The sequence below is a fragment of the Paenibacillus protaetiae genome (assembly GCF_004135365.1).
Taxonomy (GTDB): domain Bacteria; phylum Bacillota; class Bacilli; order Paenibacillales; family Paenibacillaceae; genus Paenibacillus_AP; species Paenibacillus_AP protaetiae.
Map to the genome: position 1 here is coordinate 3,870,395 of NZ_CP035492.1, position 20,181 is coordinate 3,890,575.

The following is a 20,181-nucleotide window of genomic DNA, read 5'->3' on the forward strand; positions in this document are numbered from 1 at the left end:
CAATCAGTCTCGTCCAAAATTTGAAGAGAAGGAGACTGAAACTGAATATGATGCGAAAATGGGTTTTGATGATGATGACAGCGCTGCTTTTGTCGGCGGCTGCGCTACATAACAAGGTGGAAGCCGCTTCGCTCAAAATAGGAGCGCAAGGCGACGCTGTGAAGGATTTGCAATACAGGCTCGCTATTTTGAACTATTACACGAATCCAATTGTTCCGACTTACGATAACAATACAGCCGCAGCGGTTAAGAAGTTTCAGAAAGGAGCGGGGCTGGCCGCTGACGGTGTAGCGGGCCAGCTAACGATTCATGCGCTGCATAAAGTATCCGCAAGCAAAGCGGATGTGACCAAAATCGCGAGGGTTATCTATGCCGAAGGCAGAGGAGAACCGTACCAAGGACAGATTGCCATCGGCGCCGTCATTATGAACCGGGTGAAGGCGCCGTCTTTCCCGAAGACGGTGAACGACGTTATTTTTGCGCCTAATGCTTTCTCCGTTGTAGCGGGCGGCCAGTATTGGCTTATTCCCGACAATACCGCGATCAAAGCGGCTAAAGCGGCAGCGACGGGCAGCGATCCGTCGAAGGACGCCTTTTATTTCTACAATGGCAGCGCCACCTCGGACTGGATGCTGTCGCGGCCGGTAACGGTTAAGATCGGCCATCATGTCTTTGCAAAATAAATAAGTCTATGATCCGGATTAACGTACCTGTAAAGTGCTACAAGGCGTTTTTGCCGATATAATAAGGAAAGAAACGTTTCGCAGAAGGGGACGACTTTACCTTTATGAATAAAGTAATGTTAACCGGCGGCGGTTCGGCCGGCCATGTCACCGTCAATTTGGCGCTTATCCCGCGGTTTCGCAAGGAAGGCTGGTCGGTTGACTATATCGGCTCCGAGAACGGCATCGAGAAGCAGCTCGTTGCGCCGCACGAGGATGTGGCGTATCACAGCATTTCGACCGGCAAGCTGCGCCGTTATCTGGACATTCAGAACATGAAGGACCCGTTTAAAGTGGCGAAGGGCGTATTTCAGGCTTACCGGATTATCCGCAGGCGAAAGCCTGATGTGGTGTTTTCCAAAGGCGGTTTTGTATCGGTGCCTGTTGTTGTCGGGGCATGGATGAACCGGGTTCCGGTCATCATCCATGAATCGGATTTGACACCGGGCCTTGCCAATCGGCTGGCTATCCCGTTCGCCCGCGCGGTATGCACGACATTTCCCGAAACGGAGCAGCATTTGGATAAAGGCAAAGCCCGTTATGTCGGTGCGGTCGTACGCGAGGAGCTGGCGAAGGGGCGCGCTGAGCGGGGGCGGATGCTGTGCGAATTTACGAGGCAGAAGCCGGTGCTGCTCATTATGGGCGGCAGCCTTGGCGCGCGCAAAATCAACGAGACGGTCAAAGCCGCGATGGGGCGGCTGGCCGAACGGTTTCAAGTGGTGCATCTATGCGGCAAAGGGCAAGTGGACCCATCGGTGAGGTATCCTTTTTACAGGCCGTTTGAGTATTTAAGCGACGAGCTGCCGGATGTGCTGGCGATGGCGGATATTGTGCTGTCGCGGGCAGGCTCGAATTCGATTTTTGAATTTTTAAGCTTGAAAAAACCGATGCTGCTTGTTCCGCTGACGAAGGAGCAAAGCAGAGGGGACCAGATTCTGAATGCGGAATCGTTCCGCAAATCCGGGTTTTGCGAAGTGTTGCAGGAAGCGGATATGACGGCGGATACGCTGGCGGACAGCTTGTTCCGCTTGTATGACAGCCGCGAGGCTTACCGGAGCCGGATGGAGCAATATGAGCAAAAGGATACGCTTGAGCAGCTGTTCCGCCTTATTCAGGCAGCGGCGAAGAAACCGGGATAACGGGGCGGGAATAACGTCTGCGAACGGCGGACGGCGGCTGTGCGGAATGCTGAGGCGCTGACAGACAGCGGCCGTGGAGGCGAATAAGGCCGTTCCGGCAAAATGATAATGGGGCTGCTCCGACGGGAGGCAGCCCTATTTGCAATCCGCTGCCATGCAGCATGGCTAGCCGCTGGCACGGTTATATTTGCCAATGATTTTACGAACGCTTTCGCCGGACAGATAATACATCCGTTCCAGCTCGCGGATGCTTCTTCCGCTGCAATACGCGTTGTAAATTTCCTCATTGCGCAGCTTGATGCGCTCCCGGGTTCCGCTTAGCTCTCCCCAGCCGGCTCTCTGCTCGTTTTGCTTTGGAATGTAGAGCAGCTCGCCTTCAATATATTGCTGAATTTGCTGCAGCAGTTTGGGAGGAAGCACATCCTTTCCGTTTCTGTAATGGGCCATCGATGCCCTCCTTCATCAAAATCGTCCAAAAGCTATCGGTGGTTCTCATCGCATTCGCGTTGAACATGCTTACCTTCCTCCTTTCATCTATCAACAGTATTGGATTTTGTAACAAAACGGTTAAAGGGGGAGCCGGTAAAAGCTCCCCTGTGAACGGGTATTCGCTTTACGCGAATACCACCTCCTGGTTCTGAATCAATTCGTTCAGCCTCCTTTCCGTTCATTTCGTCGGCCCGACATCTATATTAAGCCATACTGGAAGGCGCTGGCGCAAGAGACAAAATAAACATATCTGTTTTTTACCATTCCGGGTCTGTTATGATGGAACAAAAGGGACGGACGGAAAGGAGATGCCGCCGGATGACAGCGGAGAAAGGGCCGGATCAAGCCGGCCATGTCCAGGAGCTGATCGCGCTGCGGACGATTGCAGAGACCTTAAATGAATCGACCGGGCTGAGCACGGAGCTGCTTAATGATGTGATTGAAAAGCTGCTGCAGCTGACCGGGCTGTCGTCCGGCTGGATGTTTCTAGTGGATGAGCAGGGCTCTTACGAGTTTGCCGCAGGAAGACATCTGCCGCCCGGCCTGACCCGCAGCGGAGACGAGCCGATGCGCTGCGGCGACTGCTGGTGCCTCGAGCGGTACCGGGAAGGCCGGCTGAAGAACGCCGTCAATATTTTAAACTGCAGGCGGATTGAGAATGCGGAACAGGGCAATTGGGGAGATACATGCGGCATCACCCATCACGCGACCGTGCCGATCCGGTCCGGCAGCCGGCGGTTTGGCGTGCTGAACGTTGCGGCTCCCGGCAAAATGCATTTTGAGGACGAAGAGCTGGCGCTGCTTCAGTCGGTGGCGTTCCAGCTTGGCAGTGCGATTGAGCGGATGCGGCTTTATGCGGCGGAGCAGCGGCGCGCTTTTTTGTTTGCAAGGCTGGGCGTATACGGCGCCGAGCTGGGGACAGCGGCAACGCGTGCCAAGGATCATTCGCAGCTGGCCGAACAGGCGCTTGCGCTGATCGGCTGCCATTTTGACTGGACGTGCGCCGCGCTGCTGGAGCCGTCCGGCGGCGACTTGATGGTCCGCGCCGTTTATGCGGGAGGCGAAACGTTTGTGCCGCAGGCGCATTTGGCCATGGATGTCATCGACTGGTACGAAATCACCTTGGGCAAGCGGTGCCCGGTGCCCATTCCTGCTGCGGAAGCGGAGCGGCTGGCTGCCTGGCTGGCGCAGCAGCAGCTTTTGCCGCAGCTGAAGCAGGCGGCTGCCGCCGCTGTGAAGTCGTCCGGCTCCGGCGTAACCGGCCTGCTGCTCATCGGCTATGACCGGCCGGGCGAGCTGTACCGGACGGATGCCGAGGTGATCGACGCTTTGGCGGAGCTGATTGGCGTCACGTTTGAACGGGCCCGGCTGGAAGCAAACCGGCGGGAGCTGGCGCGAATGGAGGAGCGCAACAGGCTCGCCCGGGATTTGCATGATTCCGTCAGCCAGACGCTTTTTTCGCTGGCGATGATGTCGAAGGGGGCTTACAGCTTGACCGCAGCGGACGGGGAAGGCCCGCTTCAGGCTGCGCTGGAAGATATTCAGGCTTTGTCCCAAAGCGCGCTGAAAGAAATGCGCGAGCTCATTATGCAGCTGCGGCCGGCCGGCTTGGAGGAAGGGCTGGCGACCGGACTGAGGCATTACGGCGAGTCGCTGAAGCTGCAGGTGGATACGAAGGTGGCCGGCGTAAAGGAGCTGCCGCGCGCCGTAGAAGAAGCGTTATGGCGTATCGGCCAGGAAGCGTTAAACAATGCGAGCAAGCATGCAGGCGTGCAGGCGGCAGAGATTACGCTGCAGCTGGGCAGGCAGGAGGCTGTGCTGCGCATTGCCGACCGCGGGCGCGGCATAACGAAAAAAAGATTAAACGAGCTGACCCGCCGATCGTTTGGTTTGTCGACGATGCGGGAGCGGGCGGAAGCGCTTGGCGGGCGGCTGACACTGACAACCGCGTACCGGAAAGGCACAATTATCGAAGCGGCCATCCCGCTGAAGCCGGACCGTGAAGGATGAAGACGGAACACGACCGGAACGATAGAGAGAAAGCAAGGTGGAGAGGAATGCCAATTAAATTGCTTATTGCGGATGACCATGCGATGGTTCGCCGCGGCTTGCAGGTGTTTCTGGCTACGCAGCCGGATATTGTGCTCGTCGGGGAAGCGGTAAACGGGCAGGAAGCGTTGGAACGGGCGGCGGAGCTAGACCCGGATGTGATACTGATGGATTTGCATATGCCGCTGCTGGACGGCATTGAAACGACGGCGAGGCTGGCCGAAGCGGGGTCGCCGGCCAAAATTATTGTATTGACGTCTTACGCGGATCAGGCGCATGTGCTGCCCGCCATTCAAGCTGGGGCAAAAGGATATTTGCTGAAGGATATCGAGCCGGAGGCGCTTATCGAAGCGGTGCGCCGCGTGTATCGGGGGCAGGTGGAGCTTCATCCCGCTGCGGCCGGACTGCTTGTCAGTCATGTGTCCGGCAGCGAGAAGCGGCATGAGGAGGCAAGCGGCGATGCAGCGGACGGCTTGCTGGAGCAGCTGACCCGGAGGGAGCTGGATGTGCTCCGGCTCATTGCTTCCGGTAAATCCAATAAGGAAATAAGCGAATTGCTTGTCATTACGGAAAAGACGGTAAAAACTCACGTCAGCCATCTGCTCGACAAATTAGGTTTGGCGGACCGGACGCAAGCTGCGATCTACGCGGTGAAGCGGGGCATTGGGCAATCATAAAATCTCATCCTAAAGTTGTAGAAACACTCGGCCGACCGGCCGAGTGTTTTTAGGCTGCAAGTTCATTCGTTCTGCCGACGATGGCCTCCCCAGTCTTCTGTACAATGAAAGCATAAAGAGAAGCTTACATTTTGGGAGGAGCGGTATTGAGATGAAAATCGTGATTGTGGCAGGCAGCAACCGGAAAGGAGCGACGAGCACAAGTTTAGCGCAAGCGCTGGCGAAGCGGATGGAACGCAGGCAGATTGAGGCGGTTTTGTTTGATTTGTATGAATCGCCGCTTCCGTTTTATTCGCCGGATGAATCCGCCGACTGGCACGCGGGCGTAGTTAAGCTTCGCAAGCTGATGCTGGAAGCGGACGGCATCGTGCTGGCAACGCCGGAGTATCACGGGGCGATGAGCGGCGTGTTAAAAAATGCGCTTGATTTTTTAAGCAAAGATCACTTTAAAGGAAAAGCGGTATTGTCTGCCAGTTCCGCAGGGGGCGCGGTTGGCGTCAGCTCGCTGCAGCAGCTGCAGGCGGTTGTCCGCAATTTGCATGGCATTAACAGCCCGGAGTGGATTTCAATCGGCGGGGCACAGCGGGCCGGATACGAGAATGGGACGCTTGCCCGGCTCGATCCGCGTTCTGAACAAAGCCTGGAAGCTTTTTTGCAGCTGGCAGAGGCGCTTATGCGCAATAAGGAAGAAGCGGAAGCGCGATGATGAATCGTTTGCCGGGCTGGAGAGAGCGGCGGCTGTCGTTTGACCGGTTTGGCTGCGTGGTTCACGCCGTTCTTGTTTAAGGAAACATTTTGCGGAGCTCGTCCGGCATCGGACGGCTTTTTCGCGTTTCCACATCCATGGCTACGCTTGTTACCTCGGCATCCGCGCACAGCTCTCCTTGGCCGTTCCATACGCGCTGCAGCAGCACAAAGCTGCTTCGGCCGGCTGACTTGGGTTCGGTTGTAATCGTCAGCTTCTCGCCTTGCCGGATCTCTTTCCGGTAGCTGATATTAATATTGACGGTTACCGTCTGCACGCCAAGCGCCTTCAGCACATCATAATGGAGTTCTCCGGCTTCATACCACTCCTCGCGTCCCCATTCGAGATATTCCAAATATTTGGCATTGTTCACATGGCCGTTCACATCAATTTCGGTTGGACGGACTACAATTTCGAGCGATGTTTTCATTCATGGAATCTCCTCTCTAGCGGCTGCAGCTGAAACTGCAGCCGGTTAATAAAACTTGCTGCCGCTTTAGATACCGCTTTCCCTGCAGGCCGCGCCCATCCCAAATAAACCGGGGCCGGATGAGGCAAATTAATGTCCAGCAGTGTAACGGAGCCTTCTCCTGCAATAAATTCCGAGAAGGAATAACTGAGTCCCAGCGTAACGGCTGAGTAATGCTCTACCGCGCTGCGGATTGCTTCCGTATTATTGGTCGTAAATACGATATCCGCTTTTTGGCCGTACAGCGACTCCAGATTTTGAATATACCAAAGCACATATTCATCCCGGTACAACACGATCCGGCTGCTCAGCAGTTCTTCCGGCGAGATTTGATTCAGGAAAGCGAGCGGCGACCGGCGGCTGACAGCCGCCAGCATTTTAATTTGCATAAGCGGCTCGAAGGTGACGGCCGTATCATCATGGAGCAGCTCATTGGACAATACCATCAGGCCGGCATCCAGTTTGTTGTTTCGGATATCCTCCAATATTTCCTGAGAGCCTTTCTCCTCCATATCCAGCATGACATTCGGATAATCGTCGCGGAACTGCATGATCAGATCAACGACCAGTCTCGTATGGGCCGGGATGGTTGCAAAACGAAGCTCGCCGCTCAGCTCGCCGGACAACCCGCTCGCAGTATGCTTCAGTTCTTCGTATTTCGCAAGCAGCTCTGCGGCCTTTTTTAGAAACTGTCTTCCTTCGGCCGTAGGTTCGGCTCCTGTACGGGAACGTTTGAACAGCTGTAGGTTAAATTCGGATTCCAGGCTGGAGATCGACTGGCTCACCGCGGGCAGGGTTACATGCAAATTGCGCGCAGCGCTGGAAATTGAACCGCTCCGGGCTACTTCAACGGCATACGCAAGTTTTTCGATTTGCAAAGGACAGACCGCCTTCCTTCATTAATCATTTCTTTAGGCACCCTAGAAAAAACGAAATATTTGTTAATGTACCGCAGTGATACAATAGTTTCAAGCGGTAAACAATGATGACGACTCTGGTCATGCTGAACAGGAGGAAACAACGATGAGGTTTACAGATAAAGTAGTGGTTGTAACGGGCGGAGCAAGCGGCATCGGGGCTGCAACCGCGAGAATGTTCGCTCAGGAAGGCGCTAAAGTCGCCATTGCGGATTTTTCAGATAAAGGCCAGTCCTTCTCGGATGAGCTGAATCAGGAAGGTTTCGATACCTGTTTTGTGAAAGCCAATGTGATGGAGGAAGAAGACGTTAAACGGATGGTGGAGCAGACGGTAGCCCGCTACGGCAAACTCGACATTATGTTCGCCAACGCAGGCATTGCCAAAGATGCGCCTGTAAAAGATTTAAGCTTTGAGGATTGGAAACGCACAATAGATATTAACTTGACCGGCGTTTATTTGTGCGACAAATATGCCATTGAGCAAATGATGAAGCAGGGGACAGGCGGTGCGATCGTCAACACCGGATCGATTCATAGCCATGTCGGCAAAGGCGGGGTAACCGCATATGCGGCATCCAAAGGCGGAGTGAAGCTGCTGACGCAGTCGGTTGGCATCGACTATGCCAAGCACGGCATCCGCGTCAATGCAGTTTGCCCGGGTTATATTGATACGCCGCTGCTGTCCGGCGGTAATAAAGCTTTCTTTGACCATTTGGTCAGCCTGCATCCGATGGGCCGCCTCGGACAAGCCGAGGAAGTGGCGAAAGCGGTCCTCTTCCTTGCCAGCGACGACGCATCCTTTATCACCGGCTCTTCGCTTATGGTAGACGGCGGATATACGGCGCAATAACCGGACGCTCCGCAGCGAAAAACCCCCGCAGCATATGCCGCGGGGGTTTTTGCCGGTTTATTGTTTTTTCTTGCCGTACAGCACGGCAAATTCGAAATACTTGAACATGCAGTCCACATCCGCGAAGCCTGCCTGGCTCATCCAGCGCAGCTGATCCTCCAGCGGGGCGTTAATATCTTCCTTGCGCCGCTCGATAGAGGCATTGATCGCATCCAGCGCAAGGCCGCTGTCATGGATCGACATTAACCAGCGCCGGTTGTAATAGGCATCGGTCACATCTGTTGCGCCTTTGACCTGGTCGGCGTTGACGAAGATGCCGCCATCCTCCAGCATATTGTAGATGTTAATGAACAGCTGCCTTTTTCCCATATGCGGGAGATGATGAATGGACAAGGAAGAGACGACGAAGTCATACGTTTGATCAAACGGGTAGGAGGTGTAGTCACCTGTAATGTAAGACACATTGCTGTTTGAGCCAAACCGTTTTTTTGCTTCATTCAGCATTTTGTCGCTGAAATCGACGAGGGTGAGGCTGGCGTTCGGAAACTGCTGCATAACCATCGTGGAGAACAGGCCTGTGCCAGCGCCAAGATCCAGGATCCGCGGAGCAGGTTTGTTCGTTTCCAGGAGCGATAAGGCCATACCGTAAAATTGATCAAAGCAGGGAATCAGCTGCCTTCTTTGCTGGTCATAATTGTTTGCGACCGAATCAAACTGTCTTTTGACATTCAGGTTCATAGCGCCGCCTCCTTGTTTCGTGAATTGCTTTTCGATTATCAAATTTGTTCTTATTGTAAAAGAACGGGCGGCAAACAAGAAATATATAAAAGGAATGAAGTTTATAGTGTATTCCTATAAAGCGGCAGAGGCGCAGCAGTGCCGCAAAAGCGGCTTGTACTTGACTTCACGAGGCTTTAGCGGTATTATTACGAATGCACTTTAATAAAAGATAAGGTGATTAAGATGAACTCTAAATTGCAAATTCGGGGCATTGCCGCTTCCGACAAAAACCTAAAAACAGGCTTGTATCAGTTCATTATCACACTGGGCGAAGGTGCAAAAGGAAGAGCTTTCTTCACCAATAAGCCGGAGTGGAAAATGACGGCGGTAACTCGTTTGCTTAACGTGCCGTGCCCGATCTGCCACAAAGATTACTACTGCAACTGCCTGGAGAAAAACGCCGAATACATCGAACGCCAAATTATTGACGGCGATTTGATTTCCAGCGTTCTCGACTAGTTAACACGCAAAGTATAAAACCCGAAGCTTCCCGCGGTTCCGCGGAAGCAGTCGGGTTTTTTTCGTTTAAATTTGCTCCGGCGTTTCGATGCCCAGAATGGCAAGACCTCTCCGGATCGTATCGCCCGCCGCTTCTGTCAGCCGCAGCTTGGCCAGACGTTCAGGCGCATGTTCGGCGAGCACCCGTTCATGCGTATAAAACCGGTTGAACAAGCGGGCCAGCTCCAGCAAATATTTGGCGAGCACGGACGGCTCCGCTTTGTCGGCGGCAAGGCTGACGGCCTCCGGATAGCGGAGCAGCGCGGTCAGCAGCTCCCAGGATGTATCGCTGCTTAGGCAGCTGTAGCCGGGTGCGGCGTCTGCAGCGGTGCTGCCCGGATCGGCGGACTCGCCATCCGTGCCGGCGCCGCCCGCCGATCTGCCCGCCGGTGCAGCTTTTTCGCCGGCAAGAGCTTTGGCAAGCAGGCTTCTTGTGCGCGCATACGTATACTGCAAGTACGGCCCGGTTTCGCCGTCGAACTGGACAATATCCTCCAAGGAGAAATTGACTTCCAACTGGCGAGTATTTTTTAAATCGGCAAATATAACAGCCCCGACGCCAATGGCCTCGGCCACCTGTTCCTTATCCGGCAAATCCGGATTTTTTTGCTCGATTTTGCTCAGCGCATGCTGAACGGCTTCATCCAGCACCTCCTCCAGAAACACAACCTTCCCTTTGCGGGTGGACATTTTGCGGCCTTCGATCTTCATCAGCCCAAACGATATGTGCCGGCACTGTTCTACCCAAGCGTAACCAAGCTTCGCAAGGACGAGAAACAGCTGGCGAAAATGGAGCGCCTGCTCGCCGCCAACCACATACAGCAGCTCATCGCCGCCCATGGCGTTATGCCGGTACAGCGCGGTAGCCAGATCGCGGGTCGCATAAATCGAAGCGCCGTCGGATTTGACAATCAGGCACGGCGGCAGCCCGTATTCGTCCAGCCTTACAACCAGCGCGCCGTCGCTTTCCTCCAGCAGTCCTTTGGCTTCCAGCTCGCGGGTTACGTCATCCATTTTATCGTTGTAAAAACTTTCCCCGAGCACATGGTCGAACCGGACGCCCAGCCGGCTGTACAGCTTGTTGAATTCCTGCATGCTTTCGTCCACGAACTTGCGCCATAGCGGCAAAGCCTGTTCATCGCCGGTTTCCAGCTTATGGAACCAGCTTCTTGCCTCATCCTCCAGCGCGGGCGCCGCTTTCGCTTCCTCATGGAATTTAACGTACAGCTCCAAATACGCTTTAATAGGCCCAAGCTCGGCGATGCGGCTTTCGTCGGCCCACCGCAAATAAGCGGCAATCATTTTGCCGAACTGCGTGCCCCAGTCGCCGATATGGTTGACGCGCACCGTTTCAGCGCCGGTTTGCTCCAGCAGGTTGGCAACCGCATTGCCGATCATTGTTGAACGCAAATGGCCGATGCCAAAAGGTTTCGCTATATTTGGCGAGGAAAGGTCAATTACGATCCGCCGGCCTTCGCGCTGCTTGGATTGGCCGAATTGTTCAGCGCTTGCCGCTTGCAGAATAGACGGCGCCAAGTACGCCCGGTCAAAAGCAAAGTTGACGTAAGGGCCGTCAGCATGCGCGGTAAAGTGTGCTGTCCGGGCATTTAATTGCTCAGCGAGCTGCCGGGCGATAACGGCAGGGCTTTGCTGCATTGCTTTTGCCAGCGCAAAGCATGGAAAAGCGACATCTCCCCGGCCGCGTTCGGCCGGATACTCCAGCATCGCCGGCAGGCGGTCTGCGTCGCCGAACGGATCCGGCAATAAAGCGGCCAAATGAGAAGCGGCGGCATGTTTCAGATTCAGCATCATTGGAATAACCCCCTTTGTATGTTGCGGCAATCTTCGGCAGCCCGGCCGGGCGATTCTGATTTCAAACCAAAAACCCCCGTCTCGTAAGAGACGGGGAATAAGCCCGCGGTGCCACTCTTGTTATCATCGCCGGATAATGCGGAGATGATATCTTTGCCGTTGTAACGGTTCCGAACCGGACGACTCTACCTCACGCTTATAACCTGCAGCGGCATCGAATCGCCATCTCCCGGGCCCTCTTCCCCAAATGTTCCTTGCCGGCTTCTACCAACCCGGCTCGCTGCCAATTCCCATTTGGCTACTTTCCCGTTCGTCAATATTACACGTTATATTAATCGAACTATTCTGAAAAATCAAGCGTAAAATTCGTTTGGCTACGCCGGATCAAACGGCAGCGTATCAATCGCAGATTTAATAATCGCGCACGATTGGCGCATTTGCTCTTTTTCCTTTGGCGTTAAATTCAGCTCGACCACTTCCTTTACGCCCCCTCGGGTAATGATGGCCGGCACGCCGGCACTGATGCCGCGGCAGCCATATTCGCCGTCCAAGATGGTAGAGACGGCAATGATCCGGTGGTCGTCGTTGAATATGGAACGGACAATAAACGCAAGCGCATTGGCGACGCCATAATGGGTAGAGCCTTTCAGGCTGTAAATTTCCCAGCCTACGTTTTTGGTATGGAGCGATATATCCTCCAGGCTGACATGGCCAAACCGCTGCGGATGCTGGCGCAGTATATCAAGCAGCGGCTTGCCGCCGACCGTCACATGCGACCAGGCGGGGAATTGCGATTCGCCGTGCTCGCCAAGCACATAGCCGTGCACGCTGCGCGGATCGACGAGCAGATGCTCGGACAGCAGCGTTTTGAGCCGGGAGGAGTCGATGGACGTTCCCGTGCCGAGCACGTGGCTGCGAGGCAGCCCGGACAGCCGCCAGACGGCATAGGTGACAATATCGACAGGATTGGACGCTGCGAGAAATATGCCTTGAAAACCGCTTGCCATAATCGTCTTGATCATCGGTTCATGAATGTCCATGACTGTATTCAGGAGCTCCAGCCTTGTGCCGCCGTTTGGCGGATAAGCCCCTGCACATAAGATGATGATATCCATGTCGGCGCATTGCTCGTAAGTGCCCTTGTAAACTTTGGTCCGCGAATGGACAAAATCCATGCAATGCGATAAATCAAGCGCCTGGGCGTAGGCGCGGTCGGGCTTGCGGTCAACGAGCATAATTTCATCGCATATGGACTGGTTGATCAAGGAGTAGGCGCAGCTTGAGCCGACATAACCAACGCCGATAATCGCGACTTTTCGCGCTTGGCTTCCCATCCGCCTCATCCTTTCTGTCTTCTGTGCAAGTTATTGCTACTATATGGCGGAAGATGCCGGATGTATGACTTGAAAGGCACGAAGGGCATGGCACCCGAGGAGCGAAAATGCAGCAAGGCCGTCCCGCATCATAACGGAACGGCCTTGCTGCTTATTGGGCCAGCTGTGTAAACCAGGTTATTTCTGTTTGCCTCTGTTACCGATTTCCTCGGTGACGACGAAAGCGAGATCCACATTGTTATACAGCGATAGCACGCCCAGCACCGTATCATCCGGAATGTCCCCGGCCTCTTCTTTCGGAACCGTCAAGGCGATCGCCTGCTGCAGCGCCTCGTTCGCAGCCTGGTTCGGATAAGCGCGGGCATAGAGCTGAACGGGGTCCAGCCCGTTGTTGACGCACCACTGCGCGAATACTAACACCATCATCTGTTCATCCCGTTTGTAGCTTTCGATTATTTGCTGCTCCAGGTTGCTGCTCATAAACTGCATTCACCTCTATTAAATTTTGATCGCTTTTTTATACAACGGATACAGCCATTTTACACCGTTTGCCGTCAGCGTATCGGCCAGCAAATGCGAGGCATATCCAGCGATGGCCGCATTGGCGATTCCATCCAGCCCAAGCTCCTGCTCCAGCTGCATGCCAATCCAGCCCCATCCGGCGACAGCCCATACCGTATGCGTTAAGCCGCGGTGTTTGAGCCATGGCGCCCATGCGACAAATACGCCGAGCCCGATCATCCATCTTGCCTGTATGGACCAGCCGGCATAAGCAAGCCCTGCGCCAATCAAGCTGACCAGCATATTGCGGATAAACCCTTCTTTTGTAATAAAGCCAAGCAGCAGTACAACGGCGGCAGCCGCAGTAAAGGCGGGCGAGAAGGTGCGCTGCGCCAAATAGGCGGCAGCCGCTCCGGCGCTGAGCAGCAGCCCTGCGATGAGCACAAGGCTCCGCAGCGCCTTGGATACTTTGCCGATTTTGCTGCTGAGCATGCTGGGGCCGTCCAAATCGGCGCTGAGCGCCGAGAATGAAGCCACGGTAATGTACAAGGCGGCATTTTTGGGCGTAAACGGGTAATAGGCGGCTGCAAATACACCGATCGCAGCACCAATGGCCAAATGTGTTGTTCCTTTCATGGCCCCTCCTGACTGAATTGCCCCGGGGGCATCTAATCCGTTAAGCAGTAAGCAAACATATGTTTGCTTTGTTATTATACATGCGTGCAGCCCCGCTGTACAGGAAACCGTTCCTTTTTTTATGGAATCAGCGGCTTCGGATTGGGACAAAGTAGTAAAGGAACAGGGGGAATGAGAATTGACGATGAATAGCGGCCGTACGGACGAAAACCATATTACGCTGCACGGATTTAACAATTTAACAAAAACGCTCAGCTTTAATATGTATGATATCTGCTATACGAAAACAAAACAGGAACGCGAAGCTTATATCGAATATATCGACGAGCAATATAATTCGGAGCGGCTGACCGGCATTTTAAATACGGTTTCCGAGATGATCGGGGCGCATGTGCTCAATACGGCCAAGCAAGACTACGTGCCGCAAGGGGCAAGCGTAACGCTGCTTGTATCGGAAGGGCCGGTGGTGGAGGTGCCGAAGGAAGCTTTCGACGAAACGCCGGGACCGCTCCCGGACAATGTGGTCTTGCAGCTCGACAAAAGCCATATTACGGTTCATACGTATCCCGAATACCATCCAAGCGAAGGGATCAGCACCTTTCGGGCTGACATCGACGTTTCGACTTGCGGCGAAATATCGCCGCTGAAGGCGCTCCATTATTTGATCCGGTCGTTTGACACGGACATTATGACCATCGACTACCGGGTGAGAGGCTTTACGAGGGATATTAACGGAAACAAGCTGTTTATTGATCATGAAATTACATCGATTCAAAACTATATTCCCGGCGATATAATCAGCGCTTACGATATGATTGACGTTAACGTTTATCAGGAGCATATCTTTCATACGAAATGCAAGCTGAAGCAGTTTGACCTGAACAATTATTTGTTTGGCTACAAGAAAGACAAGCTGAGCACGGAAGAGCAGGATACAATTACCGCGAGGTTGAAGGAGGAGATGGACGAAATTTTTTACGGTCAAAATATGTCCCGCGTGCATTAGCCATGCAGCGGGACCAAGCGGTTTTGCAGCGCCCCCTCCGCCGGTTACAGGAAAGGGCGTTTCATTTTTATCGTTTTAGCATTTAGTGTTTTAGCCGCTAATAATTTTGATATGGAATGTTCTGGTGCGCGGTCCGTCATATTCGCAAAAATAAATGCCCTGCCATGTGCCGAGCAGAAGGCGCCCGCGTTCGATCAGCACCGTCTGGCTTGTGCCGGTCTGAATCGCTTTCAGATGTGCGGCTGTGTTGCCTTCCGCATGCCGGTCCAGCTGATGCTCCCACGGATACAGTTCGTCCAGCCGGCGCAGCACGTCGCGGACGACATCGGGGTCGGCATTTTCGTTAATGGCAATGCCGGCGGTTGTATGCGGGCAATAGACGATGCACATCCCTTCTTGAACGCCGCTTTCCTGCACCGCCTGCTGGACGGTGCGTGTAATTTCTACCATTTGGTCCCGTTGTCTGGTCGATATTTCATACGTATGCATGTTGGCTGCCGCCTCCCTTTTAGAGTTAAAAACGAATATAATCATTATAACGCAATTCTTTTTTCCAAAAAGAAATAAACCTGTTAATATCCTACTATACTTATAGGGATAAATGATTTAATATTAAAGATAACGGGTTGATCGAAATGGATACAATTGAATAAGACGGAGGACCTGGCTAGTGGCTGCTATACCTGATAAAGCTTTCATCCAAACATTAAGCAACAGCCTAGACGAAGCGATTCGTTTAGTGGCAGACGACCGGGAAGCGGAAGGGTACGAACTGATTAAACATATTGCGGATACGCTGCTTGTAACTGCAGTTTTTTACGAGGATTCGGAACTTTTTGCAACCGCCCGGGAATTTTATCAGTTAATTGATCGCTAGAATGGCAGCATGGCCAAAAACAAAAAGCAGGGGCAAACATTGCGCAAGCGGTGGCTGCCCCTGCTTTTTGTTGGAATGGAGCGAAACAGCTGAAGCAAAAAAACAATAGGGTTATCCTAATTTTGGTGTTATTATGATAACAAATCCTATTTACTGTAGTAAGGCGGTGTTAACATGGCGAATAAGGTAACGATGCAGCAAATCGCAGATCAATTGGGGTTATCCAAATTCGCAGTTTCGAAAGCGCTTTCCGGGAAATCCGGCGTAAGTGCGGAAACGCGCGAGAAGATCGTATCGGTTGCAACTCAGCTGGGGTATTTCGCGAACAAGCAAATCAAGGCTTCCGCCTCCAAGCGATCAGAAGAAGCCGTCAGCGGCGGCCTGCCTGCTTCCGGCAAGGAAACGGTAATTGTGCTTGTTCCCAACGTAAGGAACCAGACGCGCGAGTCGTCTTATTGGGGCCGGATCATTGACGGTATTGCAGCGGAGCTCCAGGAGCGGGAAGTCGGCATGGTGCTCGTAACGGAGCAGTTTCGGGACAGCTTCTCCAATCTGATCAATCCAAACGGTGTCAAAGGCATTATTGGAGTCGGATTCGTTTCCTCCCAGCTGCTGCTGGAGATCCGTAATTTGGGTATTCCTTTCATACTGGTTGACCATGAAGATCCGTTAATTCCTTCGGACACATTGTTTATGAACAATATGGAATGTGTAAGAAGAGTGACCAATTATTTGATTGGGTGCGGCCATCGCAAGCTGCAGTTCGTAGGCAATATCCGTTATGCCCGCAGCTTTGCCGACCGCTGGTCCGGTTTCCGTTCCATGCTGGAGGAACACGGGCTGGAGCAGGAGCAGGACCGGAGCTTGCTGGGCCTTACAGGAGAAGGGCGTGCCGAAATGCTGCCGGATGAGCTGGAGGGGGCGCTCGGCCGGATGAAGGAGCAGCATACGCTTCCTACCGCGATGGTATGCGCCAACGATCTGATCGCGATGCGTGTCATTGGTATTCTGGGCCAGCTTGGCATAGCCGTGCCCGAGCAATGCTCCGTTACCGGCTTTGACAATATTGAGGAAGCGGCCCATGCGGTGCCTGCGCTCAGTACTGTCCATGTCGACAAAGAAGCGCTTGGCCGGCGGGCGACGGAAATGCTGCTGCGGAGAGTTGCCCATATAAGCGAGCCGCAAGAGAAAGTATTGTTGAGCGGCGAATTTATTTTGCGTGATTCAACGGTATATCCGCTCCTTCAAACTGCATTATCATGAGAGGCGGGCATAAGGGGAGCGCTTGGGGGAAATGGCCGTACAGGCTGCGAAGATGGACGGAAGTGCCGGCAACCCGGATGGAGGGGAAGCTGTTTATCGTATTTTTGTTCCTTGTTCTTTTGCCTATCGGTTTGATTACTTTTATAGCTTCGGAGCGTTATACCGGTACGATTGAGAACAATACCGTCGCTTACGTCTCCCAAATATCCGACAAAATGATGAGCAAGCTTGACGACTATACCACCGATATGAAAAAGATATCGATTATTCCCTCCTATTTAAATGAAATCCAGACCGGCCTGCAATGGTCCAATGAGTATTACAAAGGAAAGGACAAGGAATCATTCCAGTCTCCAAGCGCGGGCGAAAGCCAGATGAAGCTGCAAATTACGCGTAAAGTGGAAAGCAGCATCGCTTTTATGAATAACATCAAGGAAGGCACAAGCAACGTTTATTTATTTGATTTGTACGGCAATCCGTATTATGTCATTAAAAGCGGAGGCAAGCGAAGCAACTTGCAGCAGTTTTATGACAGCTGGAAGGAAAGCGCTTACGAGGCAGCCGGAAAACCTGTGCTGGTCAGCACTCAGGAAATTGCCGGTCAGCCCGGCAGCAAGCAGCAGTATATGTTTACCGTTGTCCGCGACATTATTGATAAGTCCTACCGTTCAATCGGTATGATTGCAGTAGATGCGAATATTAACGTCATCGAAGGAATCGTTAACGATCTGGACCAAACCACACATGGGCTGACTATGATTTTGGATCAGAAGGGTTACGTCATTTACGACAGCGAGAAAAAATATTTGGCCCAGAATTTGTCCCAAAACGAGGTGGCGCGGCTGGCAGTTGGCTCAAGCGGAAGCTTTCACCTGAACGTTAACGGCGAACCTCAGCTTGTGGTATATAAGCGTTCGGAGGAAACCGGCTGGCTGATGCTCATTACCGTGCCGGAAAACCGGCTGATGGAGCAGGCGGTGCAAACCCGGAACTATACGTTTGCTGCTGCAGCGGCGGTCATGGCGTTTGCCTTGTTTATATCGCTTGTCCTTATCTTTGCGCTGACCCGGCCGCTGCGCTCGATGGTCAAGCTGATGAAGAACGTGCAGTCGGGCAATTTGGACGTGACATTCCCGCTGAAACGGCGGGACGAAGCCGGTATGGTCGGGCTTGCCTTTAACCGGATGATGGCGCGCATCAAACAGCTGATCGAAGATATTTATACGATTGAACAGCGAAAAAAGCAGACGGAGCTGGACAGCCTCCAGCATCAAATCAATCCGCATTTTATTTACAATACGCTGGAGACAATCCGCATGACAGCTGTGCTTCATGATGACGCCGAAATTGGCGATATGGTTCAGCAGCTGGGCCAGCAGCTCCGGTACAGCATCCATAACGGACATGAAATCGTACCGGCGGAACGGGAATGGGAGCATCTTCGCTCATATATGCAGCTGGTCAATTACCGCTATGGCGATATGTTTCAGCTTGAGCTTCCGGAAGAGGCGGCTGTGGCGGGCATACGGGTGATGAAGCTGCTGTTTCAGCCGATTGTAGAAAACTGCGTCAATCACGGGTATACCGATGCCAAAGCCCGTTTCCATATACGCGTGTCCTACCGGCGCGAAGGGACGGATCATTGCTTTACCGTGAAGGATGATGGTGCGGGCATGAGCGAGCGGGAGCTGATGCAGCTTCGCAGCTCTCTGGAGCTGGAGAAGCCAGCCCGTTCGGACGGCCATGGCATCGGCCTGCGCAACATTCATGAACGTCTCCGGCTCCGGTATGGAGCTATGTATGGTTTGACGGTGAACAGCAAGCCGGGGGAAGGAACCGAAGTTGCGGTCAGGATACCCGTTCAAGAGCCGCCGCCAACAGCTGTATAGGAGGGATTGCATGTTAAATATTGTAGTGGTTGACGACGAAGAGCGCATCCGGCTCGGCCTCGGCAAGCTGATCCGGCAGGCGGGGGAGCATTACCGGGTTGTCGGGCAGTTTGCTTCCGGCAGCGATCTGCTGGAACAGATGGAAGCTTTAAAGCCGGACTTGATCATTACGGATGTGAAAATGCCCCGTATGAACGGCCTGCAGCTGATGGAGAAAGTAAAGGAAGGCGGATGGCCGGCTAAAGTGGCCGTATTAAGCGGCTACGACGATTTTCATTTCGTTCGTGAGGCGCTCCGCCAAGGCGCTGTCGAATATTTATTGAAGCCGGTAGACTTGAAGGAACTGCAGCGGCTGCTGGAACATGTCCATGAACAAACGGAGCTCGAGCGCGGAGAGGACCCCCTTGAAGCGGAAAAGCTTCTCAGTTTTCTTCTTTGCTCGGACGAGAAGCGGATGACCAGGCAGCTGTTTGAAGAAGTGTGCGCAAGATTGGACCGGATGCCGCTGCTCCGGCAGCATTATGCTGTCCTTCTCATGCGGAACATGCCGATGCTGCCGGACGGGAAGCTCCAGCAGCTGATGGATGAACGGTGGGGAGAGCGCCGGATAATTCCTTACGATGCCGGCAGGCTGGCGGTTCTGCTTCCGATCGGCCAGCTTGACCATCCGCAGTCGGTCCGGGAAAAGGCGGTTATGCTGATGCAGTGCCTTCCGGCCGGGACACGCGCCAAGATCGGAATCAGCGATGTTTATTGCGGCAGCCGCTGGCTTCCGCAGGCGATGCTGGAGGCGGAGCAGTCGTTTGAGCATGCCTGGTACAGCCGGGAGATGCGCAGCTGCTCGGACGGGAAAAGATGCAAGACAGCCAAGGAAGAGCGGCTGCGCCTGCTTCGCATGGTGGATCAGGAGCTTATTCCCGCTCTGCAGCTTGGCGAGTCCGGGCCGGCTATTGCGATTGTGAACCGGTGGCTTGACGATAGTGAGAGGCTCCGGCTCAGCTGGGAAGAGCTGCGTGAAGGCTGCTCTGACCTGGAGGCGCTTATTGCGGAGGCATTAAAGCAGCGTTCGCTGCACATTGCGGAAGAAGACGCTGTTTTTCCTGAAGCGTATGAGAACTGGGAAGCGTTCGCTGAAGCGCTTCGCCGCAATGTAGCCGGTAAAGCGGCTGCGTTTGAAGCTTCATCCCACGAGAACCGGGCCGTGGAGAAAATCAAGCAGTATATCCTTGAGCATTATACCGAGGAGCTGGAGCTGCAGCGGCTGGCGGAGTTTGTTTTTTTGACGCCAAGTTATTTAAGCAAGCTGTTTAAGACGGAAACGGGAGAAACGATTACCGATTATATAATTTCTGTCCGTATTCAGCAGGCTAAGCTGCTGCTCCGCCGCGATCACAATTTAAAAACTTATGAGATCGGGGAGCGGGTCGGATATGCCGATCCAGCTTATTTTACAAAGGTGTTTAAGAAAACAACCGGAAAAACGCCGAAGGAATACCGTGATCTTGTTAGGTGAAGTTAGGCTTTTGTT

General features: G+C 53.5%; 21 protein-coding genes and 1 other annotated feature. Of the genes, 12 read left to right on the forward strand and 9 right to left on the reverse strand.

Annotation, left to right across the window (positions count from 1 at the left end):
• The first annotated feature begins 47 nt into the window (after positions 1 to 47).
• Together ET464_RS17905 and ET464_RS17910 are read left to right on the forward strand one after the other, a co-directional pair.
• The gene (locus ET464_RS17905) at positions 48 to 683 is read left to right on the forward strand and encodes a cell wall hydrolase (protein ID WP_129443304.1); all 636 of its coding nucleotides are present in this window, start codon (positions 48 to 50) and stop codon (positions 681 to 683) included.
• 104 nt (positions 684 to 787) lie between these two features.
• Positions 788 to 1,861, forward strand: coding sequence for an undecaprenyldiphospho-muramoylpentapeptide beta-N-acetylglucosaminyltransferase (locus ET464_RS17910; RefSeq protein ID WP_129443306.1), 1,074 nt, complete (start codon positions 788 to 790; stop codon positions 1,859 to 1,861).
• Between the two features lie 165 nt (positions 1,862 to 2,026).
• Here ET464_RS17910 and ET464_RS17915 read toward each other — a convergent pair whose 3' ends face one another.
• Positions 2,027 to 2,308 carry a CD3324 family protein gene (locus tag ET464_RS17915; RefSeq protein ID WP_129443308.1) on the reverse strand — a complete coding sequence of 94 codons (282 nt, stop codon included), beginning with the start codon at positions 2,306 to 2,308 and terminating at the stop codon, positions 2,027 to 2,029.
• A gap of 360 nt (positions 2,309 to 2,668) precedes the next feature.
• Here ET464_RS17915 and ET464_RS17920 point away from each other — a divergent pair, with 360 nt between their 5' ends.
• The 3 genes from ET464_RS17920 to ET464_RS17930 all read left to right on the forward strand — a co-directional run bounded on the left by ET464_RS17920 (position 2,669) and on the right by ET464_RS17930 (position 5,782).
• Positions 2,669 to 4,360, forward strand: a complete 1,692-nt coding sequence (locus ET464_RS17920; RefSeq protein WP_129443310.1) for a GAF domain-containing sensor histidine kinase — start codon at positions 2,669 to 2,671, stop codon at positions 4,358 to 4,360.
• 47 nt (positions 4,361 to 4,407) lie between these two features.
• On the forward strand, positions 4,408 to 5,076 hold the full coding sequence (locus tag ET464_RS17925; protein WP_129443312.1) for a response regulator: 669 nt from the start codon (positions 4,408 to 4,410) through the stop codon (positions 5,074 to 5,076).
• Between the two features lie 151 nt (positions 5,077 to 5,227).
• The gene (locus tag ET464_RS17930) at positions 5,228 to 5,782 is read left to right on the forward strand and encodes an NADPH-dependent FMN reductase (RefSeq protein ID WP_129443314.1); all 555 of its coding nucleotides are present in this window, start codon (positions 5,228 to 5,230) and stop codon (positions 5,780 to 5,782) included.
• A 76-nt stretch (positions 5,783 to 5,858) separates the two neighbouring features.
• Here ET464_RS17930 and ET464_RS17935 read toward each other — a convergent pair whose 3' ends face one another.
• Both ET464_RS17935 and ET464_RS17940 read right to left on the reverse strand, forming a co-directional pair.
• Positions 5,859 to 6,251 carry an acyl-CoA thioesterase gene (locus ET464_RS17935; RefSeq protein WP_129443316.1) on the reverse strand — a complete coding sequence of 131 codons (393 nt, stop codon included), beginning with the start codon at positions 6,249 to 6,251 and terminating at the stop codon, positions 5,859 to 5,861.
• Positions 6,248 to 7,168: a LysR family transcriptional regulator gene (locus ET464_RS17940; RefSeq protein ID WP_129443318.1), complete on the reverse strand. Its 921-nt coding sequence runs from the start codon at positions 7,166 to 7,168 to the stop codon at positions 6,248 to 6,250. The genes ET464_RS17935 and ET464_RS17940 overlap by 4 nt, the downstream gene beginning before the upstream one ends.
• 145 nt (positions 7,169 to 7,313) lie before the next feature.
• Here ET464_RS17940 and ET464_RS17945 point away from each other — a divergent pair, with 145 nt between their 5' ends.
• Positions 7,314 to 8,057, forward strand: coding sequence for an SDR family NAD(P)-dependent oxidoreductase (locus ET464_RS17945; RefSeq protein WP_129443320.1), 744 nt, complete (start codon positions 7,314 to 7,316; stop codon positions 8,055 to 8,057).
• A 57-nt stretch (positions 8,058 to 8,114) separates the two neighbouring features.
• On the opposite strand, the gene ET464_RS17950 is transcribed toward ET464_RS17945, so the two are convergent.
• Positions 8,115 to 8,795 carry a class I SAM-dependent methyltransferase gene (locus ET464_RS17950; RefSeq protein WP_129443322.1) on the reverse strand — a complete coding sequence of 227 codons (681 nt, stop codon included), beginning with the start codon at positions 8,793 to 8,795 and terminating at the stop codon, positions 8,115 to 8,117.
• Positions 8,796 to 9,020: 225 nt separating this feature from the next.
• Between ET464_RS17950 and ET464_RS17955 the strand changes: the two genes are divergently transcribed.
• A complete protein-coding gene (locus tag ET464_RS17955) occupies positions 9,021 to 9,296 on the forward strand; it encodes a hypothetical protein (RefSeq protein ID WP_129443324.1) in 276 nt (91 codons plus the stop codon).
• Positions 9,297 to 9,362: 66 nt separating this feature from the next.
• Here the strand turns inward: ET464_RS17955 and argS are convergent, their stop codons facing one another.
• The 4 genes from argS to ET464_RS17975 all read right to left on the reverse strand — a co-directional run bounded on the left by argS (position 9,363) and on the right by ET464_RS17975 (position 13,618).
• On the reverse strand, positions 9,363 to 11,147 hold the full coding sequence (gene argS / locus ET464_RS17960) for an arginine--tRNA ligase (RefSeq protein ID WP_244226585.1): 1,785 nt from the start codon (positions 11,145 to 11,147) through the stop codon (positions 9,363 to 9,365).
• Positions 11,148 to 11,230: 83 nt separating this feature from the next.
• Positions 11,231 to 11,470, reverse strand: a binding site (T-box leader).
• 51 nt (positions 11,471 to 11,521) lie between these two features.
• Positions 11,522 to 12,481: an L-lactate dehydrogenase gene (locus tag ET464_RS17965; protein WP_129443326.1), complete on the reverse strand. Its 960-nt coding sequence runs from the start codon at positions 12,479 to 12,481 to the stop codon at positions 11,522 to 11,524.
• Between the two features lie 177 nt (positions 12,482 to 12,658).
• Complete coding sequence (locus tag ET464_RS17970; protein WP_129443328.1) at positions 12,659 to 12,961, reverse strand: protein YxiS; 303 nt, start codon at positions 12,959 to 12,961, stop codon at positions 12,659 to 12,661.
• Positions 12,962 to 12,979: 18 nt separating this feature from the next.
• Positions 12,980 to 13,618, reverse strand: coding sequence for a metal-dependent hydrolase (locus ET464_RS17975; RefSeq protein WP_129443330.1), 639 nt, complete (start codon positions 13,616 to 13,618; stop codon positions 12,980 to 12,982).
• 184 nt (positions 13,619 to 13,802) lie between these two features.
• Here ET464_RS17975 and speD point away from each other — a divergent pair, with 184 nt between their 5' ends.
• The gene (speD, locus tag ET464_RS17980) at positions 13,803 to 14,624 is read left to right on the forward strand and encodes an adenosylmethionine decarboxylase (protein ID WP_129444565.1); all 822 of its coding nucleotides are present in this window, start codon (positions 13,803 to 13,805) and stop codon (positions 14,622 to 14,624) included.
• A 90-nt stretch (positions 14,625 to 14,714) separates the two neighbouring features.
• Here speD and ET464_RS17985 read toward each other — a convergent pair whose 3' ends face one another.
• Positions 14,715 to 15,113, reverse strand: coding sequence for a secondary thiamine-phosphate synthase enzyme YjbQ (locus tag ET464_RS17985; RefSeq protein WP_129443332.1), 399 nt, complete (start codon positions 15,111 to 15,113; stop codon positions 14,715 to 14,717).
• Between the two features lie 181 nt (positions 15,114 to 15,294).
• On the opposite strand from ET464_RS17985, the gene ET464_RS17990 reads away from it, so the two are divergent.
• The 4 genes from ET464_RS17990 to ET464_RS18005 all read left to right on the forward strand — a co-directional run bounded on the left by ET464_RS17990 (position 15,295) and on the right by ET464_RS18005 (position 20,166).
• Complete coding sequence (locus ET464_RS17990) at positions 15,295 to 15,501, forward strand: hypothetical protein (protein ID WP_129443334.1); 207 nt, start codon at positions 15,295 to 15,297, stop codon at positions 15,499 to 15,501.
• A 174-nt stretch (positions 15,502 to 15,675) separates the two neighbouring features.
• Positions 15,676 to 16,764: a LacI family DNA-binding transcriptional regulator gene (locus tag ET464_RS17995; RefSeq protein ID WP_129443337.1), complete on the forward strand. Its 1,089-nt coding sequence runs from the start codon at positions 15,676 to 15,678 to the stop codon at positions 16,762 to 16,764.
• A complete protein-coding gene (locus ET464_RS18000) occupies positions 16,761 to 18,653 on the forward strand; it encodes a cache domain-containing sensor histidine kinase (protein WP_129443339.1) in 1,893 nt (630 codons plus the stop codon). The genes ET464_RS17995 and ET464_RS18000 overlap by 4 nt, the downstream gene beginning before the upstream one ends.
• A gap of 10 nt (positions 18,654 to 18,663) precedes the next feature.
• Positions 18,664 to 20,166, forward strand: a complete 1,503-nt coding sequence (locus tag ET464_RS18005; RefSeq protein ID WP_129443341.1) for a response regulator — start codon at positions 18,664 to 18,666, stop codon at positions 20,164 to 20,166.
• The last annotated feature ends 15 nt before the right edge of the window (positions 20,167 to 20,181 follow it).

Coding starts and splice junctions, on each gene's coding strand:
- ET464_RS17905 (WP_129443304.1), top strand. CDS start 48: ATGATGCGAAAATGGGTTTTGATGATGATGACAGCGCTGCTTTTGTCG.
- ET464_RS17910 (WP_129443306.1), top strand. CDS start 788: ATGAATAAAGTAATGTTAACCGGCGGCGGTTCGGCCGGCCATGTCACC.
- ET464_RS17915 (WP_129443308.1), bottom strand. CDS start 2,308: ATGGCCCATTACAGAAACGGAAAGGATGTGCTTCCTCCCAAACTGCTG.
- ET464_RS17920 (WP_129443310.1), top strand. CDS start 2,669: ATGACAGCGGAGAAAGGGCCGGATCAAGCCGGCCATGTCCAGGAGCTG.
- ET464_RS17925 (WP_129443312.1), top strand. CDS start 4,408: ATGCCAATTAAATTGCTTATTGCGGATGACCATGCGATGGTTCGCCGC.
- ET464_RS17930 (WP_129443314.1), top strand. CDS start 5,228: ATGAAAATCGTGATTGTGGCAGGCAGCAACCGGAAAGGAGCGACGAGC.
- ET464_RS17935 (WP_129443316.1), bottom strand. CDS start 6,251: ATGAAAACATCGCTCGAAATTGTAGTCCGTCCAACCGAAATTGATGTG.
- ET464_RS17945 (WP_129443320.1), top strand. CDS start 7,314: ATGAGGTTTACAGATAAAGTAGTGGTTGTAACGGGCGGAGCAAGCGGC.
- ET464_RS17950 (WP_129443322.1), bottom strand. CDS start 8,795: ATGAACCTGAATGTCAAAAGACAGTTTGATTCGGTCGCAAACAATTAT.
- ET464_RS17955 (WP_129443324.1), top strand. CDS start 9,021: ATGAACTCTAAATTGCAAATTCGGGGCATTGCCGCTTCCGACAAAAAC.
- argS (WP_244226585.1), bottom strand. CDS start 11,147: ATGATGCTGAATCTGAAACATGCCGCCGCTTCTCATTTGGCCGCTTTA.
- ET464_RS17965 (WP_129443326.1), bottom strand. CDS start 12,481: ATGGGAAGCCAAGCGCGAAAAGTCGCGATTATCGGCGTTGGTTATGTC.
- ET464_RS17970 (WP_129443328.1), bottom strand. CDS start 12,961: ATGAGCAGCAACCTGGAGCAGCAAATAATCGAAAGCTACAAACGGGAT.
- ET464_RS17975 (WP_129443330.1), bottom strand. CDS start 13,618: ATGAAAGGAACAACACATTTGGCCATTGGTGCTGCGATCGGTGTATTT.
- speD (WP_129444565.1), top strand. CDS start 13,803: ATGAATAGCGGCCGTACGGACGAAAACCATATTACGCTGCACGGATTT.
- ET464_RS17985 (WP_129443332.1), bottom strand. CDS start 15,113: ATGCATACGTATGAAATATCGACCAGACAACGGGACCAAATGGTAGAA.
- ET464_RS17995 (WP_129443337.1), top strand. CDS start 15,676: ATGGCGAATAAGGTAACGATGCAGCAAATCGCAGATCAATTGGGGTTA.
- ET464_RS18000 (WP_129443339.1), top strand. CDS start 16,761: ATGAGAGGCGGGCATAAGGGGAGCGCTTGGGGGAAATGGCCGTACAGG.
- ET464_RS18005 (WP_129443341.1), top strand. CDS start 18,664: ATGTTAAATATTGTAGTGGTTGACGACGAAGAGCGCATCCGGCTCGGC.